The organism is Pseudomonas sp. 14P_8.1_Bac3 (assembly GCF_025466085.1).
Taxonomy (GTDB): Bacteria; Pseudomonadota; Gammaproteobacteria; order Pseudomonadales; family Pseudomonadaceae; genus Aquipseudomonas.
On record NZ_JANLOD010000072.1, the window covers coordinates 20,697 to 35,685 of the forward strand.

Consider the following 14,989-nt stretch of genomic DNA (forward strand, 5'->3'; position numbering starts at 1 on the left):
AGACCGCGTCGCGTGATTCGCCGTGTTGTCAGCGCCCGTGCGGGTTATGCCGTGTCTTTCAACCAGAGTTTTTCAAAGCGCCAGGTGCTGAACAGCGACTCTTCCGCCGCCGCGCCGCCCACGCGGTTGGCGACGCTGTCGAGCAGGTCGGCGTAACCCCAGATCAGCATCCCGCCGCGTTCGTACTGGATCTGCTGGACCTGGTGCACCAGGGCCTTGCGTTTTTCCAGGTCGGGCTGGGCCATGGCGGCGAGGAACAGCTCGCCGAATTGCGCGTCCTTGAAGTGGGTCTTGTTGGCCACGGCAAACGGCGCGTCGGTGTGGATCGCGCTGGCCAGGAACGGTGCGCCGATGCTGCCGCCGGTGCTCAGCGTCCAGTCGTTGCGCAGCGGTCCCTGAAACGTGGCCAGGTCCACTTGCTTGACCTTGAGCGTGACGCCAATGCGCTTGGCCTGTTCGGCCAGCACCAGCGCCGACGTCAGCCCCGGTCCCGGTGTGGTCACCAGTTCCAGTTCAAGGTTTTCGTAGCCCGCGTCCTTGAGCAGTTGCGCCGCCCGCTGCGGATCGTGCGGGCGCGGGCCGAGCGTGTGGTTGAACGTCGGGTCGCTCGGCGCATACAGGTCATTGGCCACGCGGCCCTGACCATTGAGCGCCCGGCGCACCAGTTCTTCACGGTCGGCCAGCAGGCGAAAAGCCTCGCGCACCCGTGGATCGTCGAACGGCGGCTTGTCGAGGTTCATGTCGAACGACAACCAGTTGCCGGTCACCGATTTCAGCACCTTGAGCCGTGGATCGCGCTGCAGCACGTCCAGCTGTTCAGTGGGCATCACGTTGGCCATGTCGATCTGCCCGGAACGCAGGGCGGCCAGCCGCGAGACCTGATCCTTGAAATCGATGATTTCCAGCTCGTCGGCGTAGGGCTTGCCGTCCTTGTAGTAGTTGTCGAAGCGGGTGAACAGTGAGCGCTGGCCGGGGGTGAAGCTTTTCAGTTTGTACGGGCCGGCCCCCACCGGATTGGTCACCGGGTGGTAATCCACCGGGACGATGCCGCCGAAGTTGACCCAGGTTTCCGCCAGCGGCATATAGCTGCGGCCTTCGCGAAAGTTCAGGCGCACCGTGCGTGAATCGAGCTTGACCAGGTTGTCGCGGTCCACCCAGTGCAGCAACGCGGCGTAGGGCGAGGCCAGTTGCGGATCGGTGAGGCGACGGATCGAGAAGATCAGGTCATCGGCATCGATGGTTTTGCCATGGTGGAATTCCAGGTCCTGGCGCAGGCGCAGCGTCCAGCTGCTGGCATCGGCGTTCGGCTCGGCGAATTCGGCCAGGGCCAGGCGCGGTTGCATCTGTTCGTCCCACTCCCACAGCTTGCTGTACAGCGCGAAGCCGCGAACGATGCCGCTGCCGATCGGTTTGTGCGCATCGAGGTTGCCGCTCTGGTTGCCGTCGAGAATCCCCAGGCGCAGGCGGCCGCCATAGCGCGGTTGATCGCCGGCCGCGGCGACGGTCGTCGCCGGCTTGTCGGCGCTCGGGCCGCACCCGGCGAGCAGGCCGCCACCGAGCAACAGACCACCGCCGAGCAGCGCGCTGTGCCCGAGAAAATCCCGCCGACTGAACAATGAATGATCCTCGCTCATGGCATCAGGCCCCCGCTGGACCGTTGGCAGAGCGCAGTTCCAGCGGCGCCTGCGGCGGACGGCTCAGTTCGGCGCGCTCGCTGCGAAAGTGCGGCAGGATGTGCTCGCCGAGGCGATAGGCTTCTTCCAGGTGCGGATACCCCGCGAGGAAGAACAGGTCGATGCCGATGTCGTTGTACTCACGAATCCGCGCCACGACGTTTTCATAGCTGCCCACCAGCGCGCAGCCCGGCGGAATGCCGATGTAGCCGAAGCCGGTCCACACATTCGGGTGGATGAAAAAGTCGTCGAAGCCCTGGGTTTCAGTCTTCTGCGCGAACTCGTTTTCGTAGCTGAGCTTGCGCGCGGTGCGCAGCCCGGCATGGGCGGCCACGGCCTTGACCGCGCCCCGGGCGATGCCTTCGTCGAAGAAACGTTTGGCCTCGGTGCGGGCCAGTTCTTCGGTGTCGCGGGTAATCACGTCGATCGACAAACCGAAGCGGATACCCGTGCGTCCATGCTTCAGCGCGCGTTCACGAATGTCGGCGATCAGCGCGGCAATCTCGTCCGGGTGCTCGGCGCGCATCAGGTAGAAGTCGGCGTGCCTGGCGGCGAATTCCCGGGCCGGGATCGACGAGCCGGCGGTGCAGATCAGCGGCAGCTCGGCTTTTTTCATAGGCCCGCGCAGGCCGCCGCCTTCGGCCTTGTAGAACTTGCCGTCGTAGTGGAAGTTCTCGTTGTGCCAGTAGCCCTTGACCACGTCCATGAACTCGATGGCGCGCTCATAACGTTGATCGTGATCGCTGAAGTCGCCGACCTGACGCTGAATCGCGTCCGAACCGCCGTTGATGATGTTCCATACCAAACGGTTGCCGGTGGCGCGCTGGTAGGTCGCGGCCTGCTGCACCGCGACCCACGGGGTGTAGTGATAGGGCTGGAACGCGGTGACGAATTTCAGCGTGCGGGTTTCCCGGGCGAGCAGCGAGCAGACGGTCCACGGCTCTTCACCGGTGGGCGCATTGACCATCAGCGCGCCGCCGAAGCCGTTGATTTCCGCGGCCTTGGCGATCTGCCCGAGGTAATCGATGTAGGTGAAGTGATCGCCCACGCTGAACCCGGAAACCGCGCCGGTGCTTGGGCCGCCGCGATGCCAGTCGCCGCGATTGCGCGGGTCGCCGGGCAGGAACTGGGTTTCGCCATGCAGCGGCAGGCGGGTGAAGAATTCAATGCTCATAGCGAAGGCTCCGTCTTATTGCACGCTGGGGCTGCAGATCGGGGTGATGGGTTGATCGTTGATGACTTTGTGCGCGAACGGCACCGAATCCTTCAGCGAGGCGTTGACCGTTTCACTGTGGCCCAGGCCTTTGTAGAGATGGCCTTCAACCACCGACCCGGTCTTGCAGGCATCTTGCATCAGCGCGATCTGGGTCGAGGCGGCCGGGGTTTTGTCTTCGGCACCGGTGCCGATGAAAATCGGCTGCGCCAGCTTCAGGGTCGGGTAGGACACCTGTTTCTGCCACGCCGCGAGCTGGTCGCCCTTGTAGTCCTTTTTCGCATTGGCCGGGGTCAGGCCGACGCCTACGACGTCGCTGACCAGCGCCGCCAGGCAACTGGTACGCGCCTGTTCGAACAGCGGCAGGGCCTTGTCGGTGTAGAAGTCTTTCGGGTTGATGCTCGGGTCGTATTGCTGGGCCGCGAGCAGGGTGTAAAAGCCGTAGGCGAGGGAAGCATCAACCTTGTTGACGTCCTGCTCACCGACGTTTTTCGCCCCGACGGTGTAGATCACGCCAGTACCGATGCTGCCTTTGACGCCGAGGTCCGGCGCATAGGTCGGTGCGTAGGCCGCCGAGGCGAAGGCACCGGCGCCACCCTGGGACTGACCGACGATCAGCACTTTGTTCGCCAGCCCCGGAACCCCCGCGACCACGGCTTTGGCCGCATCGAGAATGCCATAGGCGGCCATGCGGTTGTTCAACAGCGGGTGTCCGCCGGGTACGCCGAGGCCCTGATAATCGGTGGCGACGATGGCATAGCCTTCATCCAGCCAGCGGCTGAGGTATTGCACGTCGCGGTAGGAGCGGCCCTGCCAGGAGGGCGCGCAGACATCCGCCACGCCGACGGTGCCGTGCCCCCAACTGGCGACCGGCCAGCCACCGGCGGGCGCCTTGCCCTTGGGCAGAAACAACGTGCCGGAGACCACGATCGGCGTCTTGTTGTCGATGCCGTCGGTGGAGGTATAGAGGATCCGCTGTGCGCTGGCGGCGTTCGGCAGACTCAGGGTTTTTTCCAGCGGCTCACTGCGCAGCAGTTTGCCGGGTGTGGCCGGGATCACGTCCTGCCAGGTGTAGAAGGCCGAAACGCGGCCGTCGCCTTGCTGTGGATCAGGTTTTGGCGCGTGGGTCCCGGCGGCCATGGCGCTCATGGACAGTGCGAGGACGCTGAGGCCGAAGGCGAAGGATTGCGGCAGTTTCATCTGGATTTCCCTATTCATGGATTGGTGCTGACCTGGCCGCGCAGGGCCGGCCAATAGTCGGTGAGTTGCAGATCGATCAGCGCCTGGTTGGTGAAACCGGTGGCCAGCGATGGGGTGATGTCGTAGGTGTCGCGGATCAGGTGGTTGGCCAGCGCATAGGCGGTCAGCGCCTGGTAATGGGCCTTGAGCTGCTGGTCGCTTTTCGGCGCCCAGCGCTCTTTCCAGGTCACCGGATCGTTCTGGTCGTCGCGGCGCAGCACGCTTTCCGCGGTGCCGGCGCGGGAGGACAGCTGGTAATAGGCGTCCTGATTCTGCTCCTGGGAAATCCACCACGCGGCCTTGACCCAGGCAGTCGCCAGCAGTTGAGTGATGTCCGGGTGCTGGGAGACGAAACTGTCGGTGCCCCAGAGGTCGGAGACCAGCCGCCAATCGTTGGCGCCTTGCTTGGTCGACCAGATGATCTTGCCGACGCCTTTGTCCTCCAGTGCGTAGGCCTCGCTGAGCAACACCGCGGCGTCGACTTTGCCGGCGGACACCGCTGCCGCGCCGACCTGCGGGTTGAGGTTGGCGATCTTGAAGTCGTCGAGCTTCAGGCCCTTGCTGGCCAGGAAGTTGCTGAAGGCGAACTCCCACGGACGGCCGCGATGCAGGGCCAGACGCTTGCCCTTGAGGTCTTCGATGCTCGTGGCCGTGGAGCCGGCGGGCACCACCAGGTAGATATTGTTGCCGCTGCCACCGGGCACGATCAGCTTGCCCGGCACGCCGCCCGCTCCGGCGATCACCGACGGCAGATCACCGCGGACGGCGAAGTCGATGCTGTTGTTGCTGAAGCCTTCGTTGATCTGCGGTCCGGCGCCGGCATGGGGCAGGGCGATCCAGTCGAGCTTCACCCCACGCAGTGCCAGCTGCTGTTCCAGCCAGCCGTCCTCGATCACCCGCCCGGCGATCCCGCCAAACGCCGGTTTACCGCCTTGGGTAAACGCGACGATGGCGATCTTCACCGACGCCGGTGCCTGTTCCGCCAGCGCCGTGGCACTGAGCAGTAACCCGGTCAAGGCGACCAGGCTGTTGCGCCAGAAACGTTTCATTGAACTCTCCCTAAATCGTATTTTTGCAACCCAATCCCTGCAGGAGCCGGCTTGCCGGTGATGAGGCCTTTAAGCCGCTGCAGCGATTTCAAGAACGCCATCGTCAGTGGGCGGCGGTGATGGAACCGAGAGAGCAGATTGCATGCCATTGCGCGAAAAACACGCTGCAGCCCGCGTAGGGCTTGAGGTTCAGAGTGGCGGGGGAGGTGTGGGGTGACCACCAGGTGTTGATCTGCCAACAGGCCAATGCGTGCCCATTGCTGCTCCAGCAGCAGGCTTGAAGCAGCGGCGTTGCATATGTAAATAAGGAATATACAAATACTAATTAAGAATTTTTTAGTCTAAACAACTTCATGCACTATTGAGCACGCGCTTTTACTGCCAGGAATGCACCATGTCGCTGATCACTCATCCAAACGCTCGCGAATTGACCAAGTCGGTGCGGGCCACCGTCCTGGTGTTCAAGGACCCGCGCTCCCAGGAATTACTCAGCCGCATCGAGCGCCTGGCGCCCAGTGAAGCCAACACGCTGATCATTGGCGAAACCGGCACCGGCAAGGAACTGGTCGCCCGGCACATCCACCATCTGAGCCGGCGTGGCCGTGAGCCGTTCGTGGCGGTGAACTGCGGCGCGTTTGCCGAAACCCTGGTGGAGAGCGAACTGTTCGGCCACGAGAAAGGCGCCTTCACCGGCGCCACCACCAACAAGGCCGGCTGGTTCGAGGCGGCCAATGGCGGCACGCTGTTTCTCGACGAGATCGGCGACCTGCCGCTGAACATGCAGGTCAAATTGCTGCGCGTCCTGCAGGAGCGCGAAGTGGTGCGCCTGGGCTCGCGCACGCCGATTCCGATCAACGTGCGACTGGTGGCCGCGACCAACGTCAACCTGGCCGACGCCGTGGTCGCCGGGCATTTTCGCGAGGACCTGTTCTACCGGCTGCACGTCGCCACCATCCGCCTGCCACCGTTGCGCGAACGACCGGGTGACATCCTGCCGCTGGCCGAATTCTTCCTCGAAGAGCACTGCCAGCGCCTGGGTTACAACCGCGCGATATTAAGCGTCGAGGCCGAACGCAAGCTGCTGGAACACAGCTGGCCAGGCAACATCCGCGAACTGGAAAACTCCATCCACCACGCGTTGCTGGTGTGCCGCAATCAGCGGGTCGCCCCAGCGGATTTGCACCTGGTGGACATGCGTTCTTCCGGCATCCGCCAGGAGCAGGCCGCGCAGACCAGCCCGATCGCCGCCGGCCCGGCGGATCTCGAATCCGCGCTCAACGCGCTGTTCGAACAGAACATTCCGGACCTCTACGAACACATCGAAGAAACCATTTTCCGCGCCGCCTACCGGTACTGCCACGGCAACCAGTTGCAGACCGGCCGCCTGCTCAACATCAGCCGCAATATCGTGCGGGCGCGGCTGGAGAAGATCGGGGAACTGAACAAGACACTGACGGTGGAGGAGTAAATCCCTAGACCGTCGTCGCTTTATTTCTGATACGTCCACCCACAGCGAGCACCCCATGGCAACTCCCTACAAGCGTTTAGCGTTGACACTCCTGGCGGCATCACTGGCGGCGGCCGGTGCATTGCTCAGCCCCGGCGCGCAGGCCGAGGGCAAGATCAGCATTGCCCAGCAATTCGGTATCGGTTACCTGATTCTGGATGTGGTTCGCGATCAGCAGCTCATCGAAAAACATGGCAAGGCCGAAGGCCTCGACATCAAGGTCGACTGGAACAGCATCTCCGGTGCCACGGCAATGAATGAAGCGCTGCTGGCCGGTGCACTGGATGTGGTGTCGGCGGGCGTGCCGCCGATGCTGACGATCTGGGACCGGACCAAGGGCAAACAGAACGTCAAGGCCATCGCCTCGCTGGGCTCGATGCCCAATTACCTGCTGACCAACAACCCGAATGTGAAGAGCCTGAAGGACTTCACCGAGAAGGATCGCATCGCCGTGCCGGCGGCCGGGGTCGGGTTCCAGTCACGCACGTTGCAGATCGAAACGGCCCGGCAGTTTGGTAACGAGCACTACAAGAAATTCGACGACATCTCGATCAGCCTGGCCCACCCGGATGCGACAGCGGCGCTGATTGCCGGTGGTTCGGAGATCAACGCGCACTTCTCCAGCCCGCCGTTCCAGTACCAGGAACTGCAGAACCCCAACGTGCATAAAGTGCTGAGTTCCTACGACGTGTTGGGTGGCCCGGCCACGTTCAACGTGCTGTACACCACCGAGAAATTCCACGACGAAAACCCGAAAACCTACAAGGCGTTTTACGACGCGCTGGCCGAAGCGGAGGACATCATCAAGGCCGACAAATCCGCCGCCGCCCAGACCTACATTCGCGTCGAGCAATCGAAACTGGCGCTGCCGTTGGTGGAGCAAATCGTCAACGACCCGGAAATCGACTTCACCGTGGTGCCACAACGCACAGCGGTTTACGCCGAGAAACTGCAAGAGCTGGGCGTGCTGAAAAACAAGGCGGACAGCTGGAAGGATTACTTCTTCGAAGAAGCCCACGGCGATGCGGGCAGCTGAGTGCAGCGCAACGCCTGATGGCCCCATCGCCAACAAGCTGGCTTCTACAGTTTGGTGTGCACCGCAGATCCACTGTAGGAGCCGGCTTGCCGGCGATGGCGTCCGTGAAGTCGACGCAAGGCTCAAGCGGCGTCGCGTTACGGCTTAGCCTGGGCCCTGGCTTTTTCCTCGATTTTCGCATCCACTGCCGCGCGAATCTGGTCGATGCTGAAGCTCGCCGGTTTCTGGCTGGGCGGGTATTCGATGAAGGTCTGGAGGAACCTCGCCGCCTTCGCCACGCCGGCGGCCAGCAGGTAGGAGTTCTTCACGGTCCAGTCGTAGTACTGGTCTGACACCACGTCGGCCCGCTCATAAGGGTCCATCCGCAGGTTGAACAGTTTCGGCACTCTCAGCGGCACGAAAGGGCTGCTCCACACGGTAAAACCACCGGGTTCGCGCTGTTCGGCAAAGACCACTTTCCAGTTGTCGAAGCGCATCGACACCAGCACGCCGTCGTCGTTGAAGTAGTAGAACTCGCGACGCTCACCTTTCGGCTGCTTGCCGGTCAGGTAAGGCAGCTGGTTATAGCCGTCCAGGTGCACCTTGAAGTTGCTGACGCCAGACGTCGGCGCCCAGCCTTTGAGCAGCTTGTCTTTCACGTCGGCATCGCCTGCAGCGGCGAGCAGCGTCGGGAACCAGTCCATGCCCGAGAACATTTCGTTGGACACTTCACCGGCCTTGATCTTGCCCGGCCAGCGGATGATCGCCGGTACGCGATAAGCGCCTTCCCAGTTGGAGTTCTTCTCGTTGCGGAACGGCGTGGTCGCCGCGTCCGGCCAGGAGAACTGGTTCGGGCCGTTGTCGGTGGTGTAGACGACGATGGTGTTGTCGGCGATTTTCAAGTCGTCGAGGGTTTTCAGCAGTTTGCCGACGTCACCGTCATGTTCGAGCATGCCATCCGCATACTCGTTGCCGGGCATGCCGCTCTGGCCCTTCATCGAATCGCGCACGTGGGTGAACAGGTGCATGCGGGTGGTGTTCATCCAGACGAAAAAGGGTTTGTCCGACTTGGCCTGCCGCTCGATGAACGCCTGGGCCGCCGCGGTGGTTTCATCGTCGATGGTTTCCATGCGCTTGGCCGTCAGCGCGCCGGTGTCTTCGATCTTGCCGTCGGCGTAGCTGTGAATCACGCCGCGCGGCGTTCGCGACTTGACGAAATCCGGGTCGTCCTTGGGCCAGTAGGCGCGCTCCGGCTCTTCCTCGGCATTGAGGTGATAGAGGTTGCCGAAGAACTCGTCGAAACCGTGGTTGGTCGGCAGGAATTCATCCTTGTCACCCAAGTGGTTCTTGCCGAACTGGCCTGTCGCATAGCCTTGGGACTTCAGTGCCTGGGCGATGGTGATGTCACGTTTTTGAATACCGATCGGCGCGCCCGGCACGCCGACTTTCGACAGGCCGGTACGCAGTGGCGTCTGACCGGTGATAAACGACGAGCGCCCGGCGGTGCAGCTGTTTTCCGCGTAGTAGTCGGTGAACAGCATGCCTTCATGGGCGATCCGGTCGATGTTGGGCGTCTTGTACCCGACCACGCCCATGGAATAGGCACTGATGTTGGTCTGGCCGATGTCATCACCGAAGATCACCAGAATGTTGGGTTTTTCAGCGGCCCCGGCGGTTGCCGGAATCGCCAGGACCGAAGCCGCCACCAGGGCGAGTGTCGGCAGCCACTTTGTTATGCGAGTCATCTGACTGGCTCCTTGTTGACGGGCGTCGCGAACAGCGACCAATGGCCATGTTCGAGAACCGTCAACCCGAGCGCGCCACCCGTATCAGGTGGCGTTGCAACGTCAGGCGGCGGGGCTGTCGATCTGCAGCACGGCACCGGTCACGCTGGCGCCCGCGCCGCTGGCCAACAGTAGCAACGGCCCGTTGAGTTCTTGCAGGCCCGCATCCTGGCTGCGTCCGGCGGCAATAACGTTCACCCGGATTCTATGGGGCGTCAGCGACTGGGCCATGGCACGGCTCATGCGGATCAGGCTGCTGTTGGGGCGCAGGCATGGATTGGACTCGGAGATAGGGCGGGGCGGTGGGTCGATGTTGACGATGCTGCCGCCGCGCTCGGCCTCGATCATGTGCAGGCTGGTGCAGTGGACGATGTGGTTGTTCAAGGCAATGTGGTCACGCTCGGCGCTGTTGTTGATCAGCACATCGACACTGCCGAAACGCTCCTGTACGGCCTTCAGCGCGGCCTCGATGCTGGGCCGACGCGCGCTGTCGAGCTCGACGATCAGGACTTCACCGCCGTCCCAGCGCAAGTCGGCCGCTAACTGTTCCAGTTGCGCCGGGTGCTGCGCGCCGATGGCCACGCGGGCGCCGGCCAGGCTGATCAGGCGGGCGAAATGCGCGCCGAGGCGTGTTGCGGCATCCGCCACCAGTACGGTCTTGCCGGCCATCGAGAACGGTTGCATGAGGTCCGTCATGGGCGCACCTCCAGCGGCAGGCTACGGCGGGTGATGGCCGGACGCGGCACCGACAGGCGAGGCGAGGGGACAGGCGTGGCACCGAGCATTTTCAGGACCAGTTCCGAGTAATGGCCGATCACATCGTCGATGCCCCAGCGACCCTCGGCCTGATACCAGACACAGGCGTGGGTGAGCATGTTGAACAGCGTGCGCGCCATCAGCTTCGGTTCGGCGCAACTGAGCGAACCTTCCCTGACACCTTGTTCAAGCAGCTCCTGCAAGGCTCGCAGATAAAGGCGTCGGGCCTGGCGCACCTGCTGCAGGTCTTCTTCGCCGAGGCTTCTGAACTCCAGGTTGCCGAGCATCGCTTCATCCTGATGTTCCAGGTGATAGCGCACGTGGCAGGCAATGAAGGCGCGCAGTTTGACGTCGGCGCTGGCGGTTTTGGGACGGCAACGGCCCCACTCCCGGGTCAGGCCCTGGAGGTATTCCAGAATCAGTTCCAGCAACAGCTCGTTTTTGCCTTTGTAGTAGATGTACAGCGTCGAGGCGTTGATGCCTGCTTCGGCCGCGAGCTGGCGCAGGCTCATCGACTCGTAGCCGTTACGCGAGATCAGTTTGATGGCGGCCAGGCGGATGTTGATTTCAGTCATGTTCATGGTGGGATCCTGTGGCCCTGGTCCTGTAGGAGCGAGTCTGCCCGCTCCTACAGGACCCGTTACGGTTATTGCAAGTTGCCGGCGACCGCGATGGTCTGCGCGGTGATGTAGTTCGACTCCGGCGAGCAGAACAGGTACACGGCATCGGCCGCTTCCTGCACCGTGCCCGGACGACCCAGCGGGTTGCGTTGAGCGAACGATTTGGCGGCTTCCGGGCTGATGCCGACGCGAATGTCACGGCCTTCGATGTTCACCGTGGCACCGGCGTGGGCGTCGGCCTTGGTCATGCGGGTCTCGATGAAACCGAAAGCCACGGCGTTGACATTGACTTTGAAACGTCCCCATTCACGGGCCAGGGCCCGGGTCATGCCGATCACGCCGGCTTTGGCCGAGGAATAGTTCGTCTGCCCGGCGTTACCGTTGAGCGCCGATACCGAAGAAATATTCACTACTTTGCGGAACACTTCGCGCTCTGCCGCCGCGTCCGCCAGGGCCTGGGCCTTGATGATCGGGTAGGCCGCGCGCAGGATGCGGAACGGTGCAGTCATGTGGCAGTCGAGAATCGCGTACCACTGCTCGTCGCTCATCTTCTGGATCACGTCGTCCCAGGTGTAACCGGCGTTGTTGACGATGATGTCGATGCCGTTGAAGTGGTCCATTGCGGTCTTGATGTAGCGGTCACCGAAGTCCGGTGCGCTGACGTTACCGTGGCACACAGCGGCTTCACCGCCCATCTTGCGAATCAGTTGCGCGGTCTCGTGGGCCGGATCGGCGTCCAGGTCGTTGATGACGATACGTGCACCTTCGCTCGCCAGCTTCAGGGCGATCTGCTGGCCGATGCCACGACCGGAGCCGGTGACCAGTGCGACTTTGCCTTCGAGTTTTGCCATGGGTGTTGCTCCTCAATTCTTGGGTTTGTTTACAGAGCGATCACGGCATCGCCAACGATCTTGGTTTCGCCGTATTGGTTGGTGGTGCGCACTTCGACCTTGATCCGCTGCTCGCCGTCTGCTTCGAAGCGATCGACCACGGTGCCGCTGCAGGTGATCTGATGGCCCAGGTGGGTGATGCCCAGAAAGCGCACCGCGAACTCGCGCAACTGACGCTGATCGACCCATTGGGTGAGCAGGCGACCGAGGTAGGCCATCGACAACATGCCGTGGGCGAACACGTCGGCCATGCCGGCCTTGCGTGCGTAATCGGTGTCGATGTGAATGGCGTTGTGATCGCCCGACGCGCCGGCGAACAGGCCCAGCGTGGTGCGGTTGATCGGCGGCAGGACCAGCGGCGGCAACGTGTCGCCGATGTTGATTTTTTCCAGGCTTATCGCGTTCATCAGTGTTCTCCGTTTCAGCTGTTGCGCTGCACGAGCACGCTACGCAGGTCCGCGACGTGCTCACCGTGCTGATTGGTGACCCGGGTTTCGCGCACCACGAACTCCAGCGCGCCACCCTTCTTGTCGTAGATGTCGGCGATGCGCACGTCAAAGCGCAGCGTGTCGCCGGCATAGGCCATGCGGTGGTAACGGAACGACTCTTCGCCGTGGAGGATGCGCGCGGTGACGATCCCCAGTTCGTCCCGCCAGGCGTTGGACGGGATCTGGAATTCCAGGGAGAACAGGAAGGTCGGCGGCAGCGGCAGTCCGGGATAGCCGGCGTCACGGGCGGCTTGCTCGTCGAAGTAGATCGGGTTGGTCTCGCCGATGGCCTTGGCGAAGAAGCGCAGTTGCCCGGCTTCCGCGGTCGCGAGGAAGGTCGGCAGCTGCCGGCCGATGTGTTTCTTGTCGATCATCTGAAGGGCTCCTCTTGAATACCGGACGCGTCAGTTCTTCTGGTAAACGGTGACCACGCAGGCACCGCCCAGGCCGAGGTTGTGCTGCACGGCGATGCGCGCGCTCTGCACCTGGCGTTGCTCGGCGGTGCCGCGCAATTGATGGGTCAGCTCGTAGCACTGGGCCAGGCCGGTGGCGCCCAGCGGATGGCCTTTGGAAAGCAGGCCACCGGACGGGTTGGTCACCCATTTGCCGCCGTAGGTGTTGTCGCCGTCGTTGACCAGTTGCTCGGCAGCGCCTTCGGCACACAGGCCCAGGCCTTCGTAGGTCAGCAGCTCGTTTTGCGCGAAGCAGTCGTGCAACTCGATGACGTCGATGTCGCTCGGGCCGATGCCGGCCTGGTTGTAGGCGATGTCGGCGGCCATACGGGTCATGTCGAAACCGACTACGCGAATCATGTCCCGGGTGTCGTAGGTGCTCGGCAGGTCGGTGGTCAGCGCTTGACCCGCGATCAACACGTCGGTGCGCAGGCCGTGCTTTTTCGCGAAGGCTTCGGAGACCACGATCGTCGCGGCGGCGCCACAGGTCGGCGGGCACGCCATCAGGCGGGTCATCACACCTTCCCACAGCATGGGGGCGGCCATGACCTCTTCCGTGCTGACCACGTTGCGGAACACCGCCAGCGGGTTGTTGGCGGCGTGACGGCTGGCCTTGGCGCGGATTTTGGCGAAGGTGTCCAGGCGCGTGCCGTACTTTTGCATGTGCGCGTAGCCGGCGCCGCCGAACTGGCGGATGGCATTGGGCAGGTCAGGCATGCCGATCAGTTCGTTGGCCAGTTCGAGCGCGCGCTCGGTGGCCGGTGCGCGATCGCTCCAGGCGGACTTCAGGGCACCCGGGTTCATCTGTTCGAAGCCGAAGGCCAGTGCGCACTCCACCGCGCCGCTTTGCACGGCCTGGCGTGCAAGGAAGAGGGCGCTGGAACCGGTGGCGCAGTTGTTGTTGACGTTGATCAGCGGAATGCCGGTCATGCCCACGCGGTACAAGGCTTTTTGACCGCAGGTGGAGTCGCCGTAGACGTAGCCGGCGTAGGCCTGCTGAATGTGGTTGAAGTCCAGGCCCGAGTCAGCCAGGGCCTGGCGAATCGCCTGTTCACCCATGACGTCGTAGGGTTCGTTGGTCCCCGGTTTCTTGAACTGGATCATGCCGACGCCGGCAACGAATACCTTTTGGCTCATCGTACTTTTCCTTTTTGTTTTGAGGGTCAGAGCTTGCGCGCGATCAGTTCGCGCATGACTTCACTGGTGCCGCCGTAGATGCGATTGACGCGGGAATCGACGAACGCGCGGGCAATCGGGTACTCCATCATGTAGCCGTAGCCGCCGTGCAGCTGGACCATGTCGTCGATGCATTTCCACAGGGTTTCGGTGGTGTAGAGCTTGGCGATGGCGGCTTCCTCGAGGGTCAGGCGCCGACGCATATGCTCGCCAAGGTAGTAATCGACCATCACGCGCATGGCGATGGCCTGGGCCTTGATGTCGGCGAGCTTGAACTTGCTGTTCTGGAAGTCCCAGACGGTCTGGTTGAAGGCTCTGCGGTCTTTCACGTAGTCGACGGTCTGTTCCAGCAAGCGTTCGAGTTTGGCGGCGGCGGACACGGCAATGGAAAAGCGCTCCTGCGGCAGTTCGCCCATCAGGTAGGTAAAGCCCAGGCCTTCTTCGCCGAGGCGATTGCCGACCGGCACACGCACGTTGTCGAAGAACAGTTCGGCGGTGTCCTGGGCGTGCTGGCCGACCTTCTCCAGTTTGCGGCCACGCTTGAAGCCAGCACGACTGGCTTCCACTGCGATCAGGCTGATGCCCTTGGCACCCGCGGCCGGATCGGTCTTGCACACGACGATGATCAGGTCGGCGGTCAGGCCGTTGCTGATGAAAGTCTTGCTGCCGTTGATCACGTACTCGTCGCCGTCGAGGACGGCTGTGGTGCGCACGGCTTTGAGGTCGCTGCCGGTGCCGGGTTCGGTCATCGCGATGGCGAGGATGATTTCGCCGGCGCAGATTCCGGGCAGCCACTTTTTCTTCTGTTCTTCGCTGCCGCAACGATTGATGTATGGGGCGATAACGTCGGAGTGCATGCCGAAATAAGCGCCACTCACACCGGCCCGGGCGAACTCTTCGTTGAACACTGCGCAATGACCGAAGTCGCCACCACCGCCGCCGTATTCGAGCGGCAGGGTGATGCCGAGCAACCCTTCGCGACCGGCCTTGAGCCAGGTTTCGCGGTCGACCTGACCCGCTGCATCCCAAGCGGCCTGACGCGGCAGGCATTCGCGTTCGAAAAAGCGCCGCACGGTGGTGCGGAACATCTCATGGTCGTCGCGGAAAACGGTTCGGGCGATAGGCAC

The 14,989-nt window shown here is 62.8% G+C and carries 14 protein-coding genes; 2 read left to right on the top strand and 12 right to left on the bottom strand.

The window, feature by feature from the left end:
- Positions 1–44 precede the first annotated feature (44 nt).
- Genes NTD84_RS25395 through NTD84_RS25410 form a run of 4 tightly spaced genes read right to left on the bottom strand, consistent with a single transcriptional unit; the run spans position 45 to position 5,174 of the window.
- Entirely contained in the window at positions 45–1,634 is a 1,590-nt protein-coding gene (locus NTD84_RS25395; protein ID WP_262171343.1) for an ABC transporter substrate-binding protein, read from the bottom strand.
- Positions 1,635–1,638: 4 nt separating this feature from the next.
- Positions 1,639–2,847: an LLM class flavin-dependent oxidoreductase gene (locus tag NTD84_RS25400; RefSeq protein ID WP_262171344.1), complete on the bottom strand. Its 1,209-nt coding sequence runs from the start codon at positions 2,845–2,847 to the stop codon at positions 1,639–1,641.
- A gap of 15 nt (positions 2,848–2,862) precedes the next feature.
- Positions 2,863–4,086 carry a lipase family protein gene (locus NTD84_RS25405; protein WP_262171345.1) on the bottom strand — a complete coding sequence of 408 codons (1,224 nt, stop codon included), beginning with the start codon at positions 4,084–4,086 and terminating at the stop codon, positions 2,863–2,865.
- 14 nt (positions 4,087–4,100) lie between these two features.
- A complete protein-coding gene (locus NTD84_RS25410) occupies positions 4,101–5,174 on the bottom strand; it encodes an ABC transporter substrate-binding protein (protein ID WP_262171347.1) in 1,074 nt (357 codons plus the stop codon).
- Positions 5,175–5,568: 394 nt separating this feature from the next.
- On the opposite strand from NTD84_RS25410, the gene NTD84_RS25415 reads away from it, so the two are divergent.
- Together NTD84_RS25415 and NTD84_RS25420 are read left to right on the top strand one after the other, a co-directional pair.
- Positions 5,569–6,642, top strand: coding sequence for a sigma-54 interaction domain-containing protein (locus tag NTD84_RS25415; RefSeq protein ID WP_262171349.1), 1,074 nt, complete (start codon positions 5,569–5,571; stop codon positions 6,640–6,642).
- A 55-nt stretch (positions 6,643–6,697) separates the two neighbouring features.
- Positions 6,698–7,717: an ABC transporter substrate-binding protein gene (locus tag NTD84_RS25420; RefSeq protein WP_262171351.1), complete on the top strand. Its 1,020-nt coding sequence runs from the start codon at positions 6,698–6,700 to the stop codon at positions 7,715–7,717.
- A 137-nt stretch (positions 7,718–7,854) separates the two neighbouring features.
- Here the strand turns inward: NTD84_RS25420 and NTD84_RS25425 are convergent, their stop codons facing one another.
- From NTD84_RS25425 to NTD84_RS25460, 8 genes are all read right to left on the bottom strand, one after another.
- A complete protein-coding gene (locus tag NTD84_RS25425) occupies positions 7,855–9,441 on the bottom strand; it encodes an arylsulfatase (RefSeq protein WP_262171353.1) in 1,587 nt (528 codons plus the stop codon).
- A gap of 102 nt (positions 9,442–9,543) precedes the next feature.
- Positions 9,544–10,176 carry an SDR family NAD(P)-dependent oxidoreductase gene (locus NTD84_RS25430; protein ID WP_262171355.1) on the bottom strand — a complete coding sequence of 211 codons (633 nt, stop codon included), beginning with the start codon at positions 10,174–10,176 and terminating at the stop codon, positions 9,544–9,546.
- Entirely contained in the window at positions 10,173–10,817 is a 645-nt protein-coding gene (locus NTD84_RS25435) for a TetR/AcrR family transcriptional regulator (RefSeq protein ID WP_262171357.1), read from the bottom strand. Before NTD84_RS25435 ends, NTD84_RS25430 begins: the two co-directional genes overlap by 4 nt.
- Before the next feature lie 65 nt (positions 10,818–10,882).
- Entirely contained in the window at positions 10,883–11,707 is an 825-nt protein-coding gene (locus NTD84_RS25440) for an SDR family NAD(P)-dependent oxidoreductase (protein WP_262171359.1), read from the bottom strand.
- A gap of 29 nt (positions 11,708–11,736) precedes the next feature.
- The gene (locus NTD84_RS25445; RefSeq protein ID WP_262171361.1) at positions 11,737–12,153 is read right to left on the bottom strand and encodes a MaoC family dehydratase; all 417 of its coding nucleotides are present in this window, start codon (positions 12,151–12,153) and stop codon (positions 11,737–11,739) included.
- A gap of 14 nt (positions 12,154–12,167) precedes the next feature.
- Complete coding sequence (locus NTD84_RS25450; RefSeq protein WP_059402654.1) at positions 12,168–12,608, bottom strand: MaoC family dehydratase N-terminal domain-containing protein; 441 nt, start codon at positions 12,606–12,608, stop codon at positions 12,168–12,170.
- A 30-nt stretch (positions 12,609–12,638) separates the two neighbouring features.
- A complete protein-coding gene (locus NTD84_RS25455) occupies positions 12,639–13,823 on the bottom strand; it encodes a lipid-transfer protein (RefSeq protein WP_262171363.1) in 1,185 nt (394 codons plus the stop codon).
- A 26-nt stretch (positions 13,824–13,849) separates the two neighbouring features.
- On the bottom strand, positions 13,850–14,950 hold the full coding sequence (locus NTD84_RS25460) for an acyl-CoA dehydrogenase family protein (RefSeq protein ID WP_262171783.1): 1,101 nt from the start codon (positions 14,948–14,950) through the stop codon (positions 13,850–13,852).
- Positions 14,951–14,989 lie beyond the last annotated feature (39 nt).

What these genes read in the sequence shown, in the direction of transcription:
- NTD84_RS25395 (WP_262171343.1), bottom strand. Translation starts at nt 1,634, where the DNA reads ATGAGCGAGGATCATTCATTGTTCAGTCGGCGGGATTTTCTCGGGCAC.
- NTD84_RS25400 (WP_262171344.1), bottom strand. Translation starts at nt 2,847, where the DNA reads ATGAGCATTGAATTCTTCACCCGCCTGCCGCTGCATGGCGAAACCCAG.
- NTD84_RS25405 (WP_262171345.1), bottom strand. Translation starts at nt 4,086, where the DNA reads ATGAAACTGCCGCAATCCTTCGCCTTCGGCCTCAGCGTCCTCGCACTG.
- NTD84_RS25410 (WP_262171347.1), bottom strand. Translation starts at nt 5,174, where the DNA reads ATGAAACGTTTCTGGCGCAACAGCCTGGTCGCCTTGACCGGGTTACTG.
- NTD84_RS25415 (WP_262171349.1), top strand. Translation starts at nt 5,569, where the DNA reads ATGTCGCTGATCACTCATCCAAACGCTCGCGAATTGACCAAGTCGGTG.
- NTD84_RS25420 (WP_262171351.1), top strand. Translation starts at nt 6,698, where the DNA reads ATGGCAACTCCCTACAAGCGTTTAGCGTTGACACTCCTGGCGGCATCA.
- NTD84_RS25425 (WP_262171353.1), bottom strand. Translation starts at nt 9,441, where the DNA reads ATGACTCGCATAACAAAGTGGCTGCCGACACTCGCCCTGGTGGCGGCT.
- NTD84_RS25430 (WP_262171355.1), bottom strand. Translation starts at nt 10,176, where the DNA reads ATGACGGACCTCATGCAACCGTTCTCGATGGCCGGCAAGACCGTACTG.
- NTD84_RS25435 (WP_262171357.1), bottom strand. Translation starts at nt 10,817, where the DNA reads ATGAACATGACTGAAATCAACATCCGCCTGGCCGCCATCAAACTGATC.
- NTD84_RS25440 (WP_262171359.1), bottom strand. Translation starts at nt 11,707, where the DNA reads ATGGCAAAACTCGAAGGCAAAGTCGCACTGGTCACCGGCTCCGGTCGT.
- NTD84_RS25445 (WP_262171361.1), bottom strand. Translation starts at nt 12,153, where the DNA reads ATGAACGCGATAAGCCTGGAAAAAATCAACATCGGCGACACGTTGCCG.
- NTD84_RS25450 (WP_059402654.1), bottom strand. Translation starts at nt 12,608, where the DNA reads ATGATCGACAAGAAACACATCGGCCGGCAGCTGCCGACCTTCCTCGCG.
- NTD84_RS25455 (WP_262171363.1), bottom strand. Translation starts at nt 13,823, where the DNA reads ATGAGCCAAAAGGTATTCGTTGCCGGCGTCGGCATGATCCAGTTCAAG.
- NTD84_RS25460 (WP_262171783.1), bottom strand. Translation starts at nt 14,950, where the DNA reads ATGTTCCGCACCACCGTGCGGCGCTTTTTCGAACGCGAATGCCTGCCG.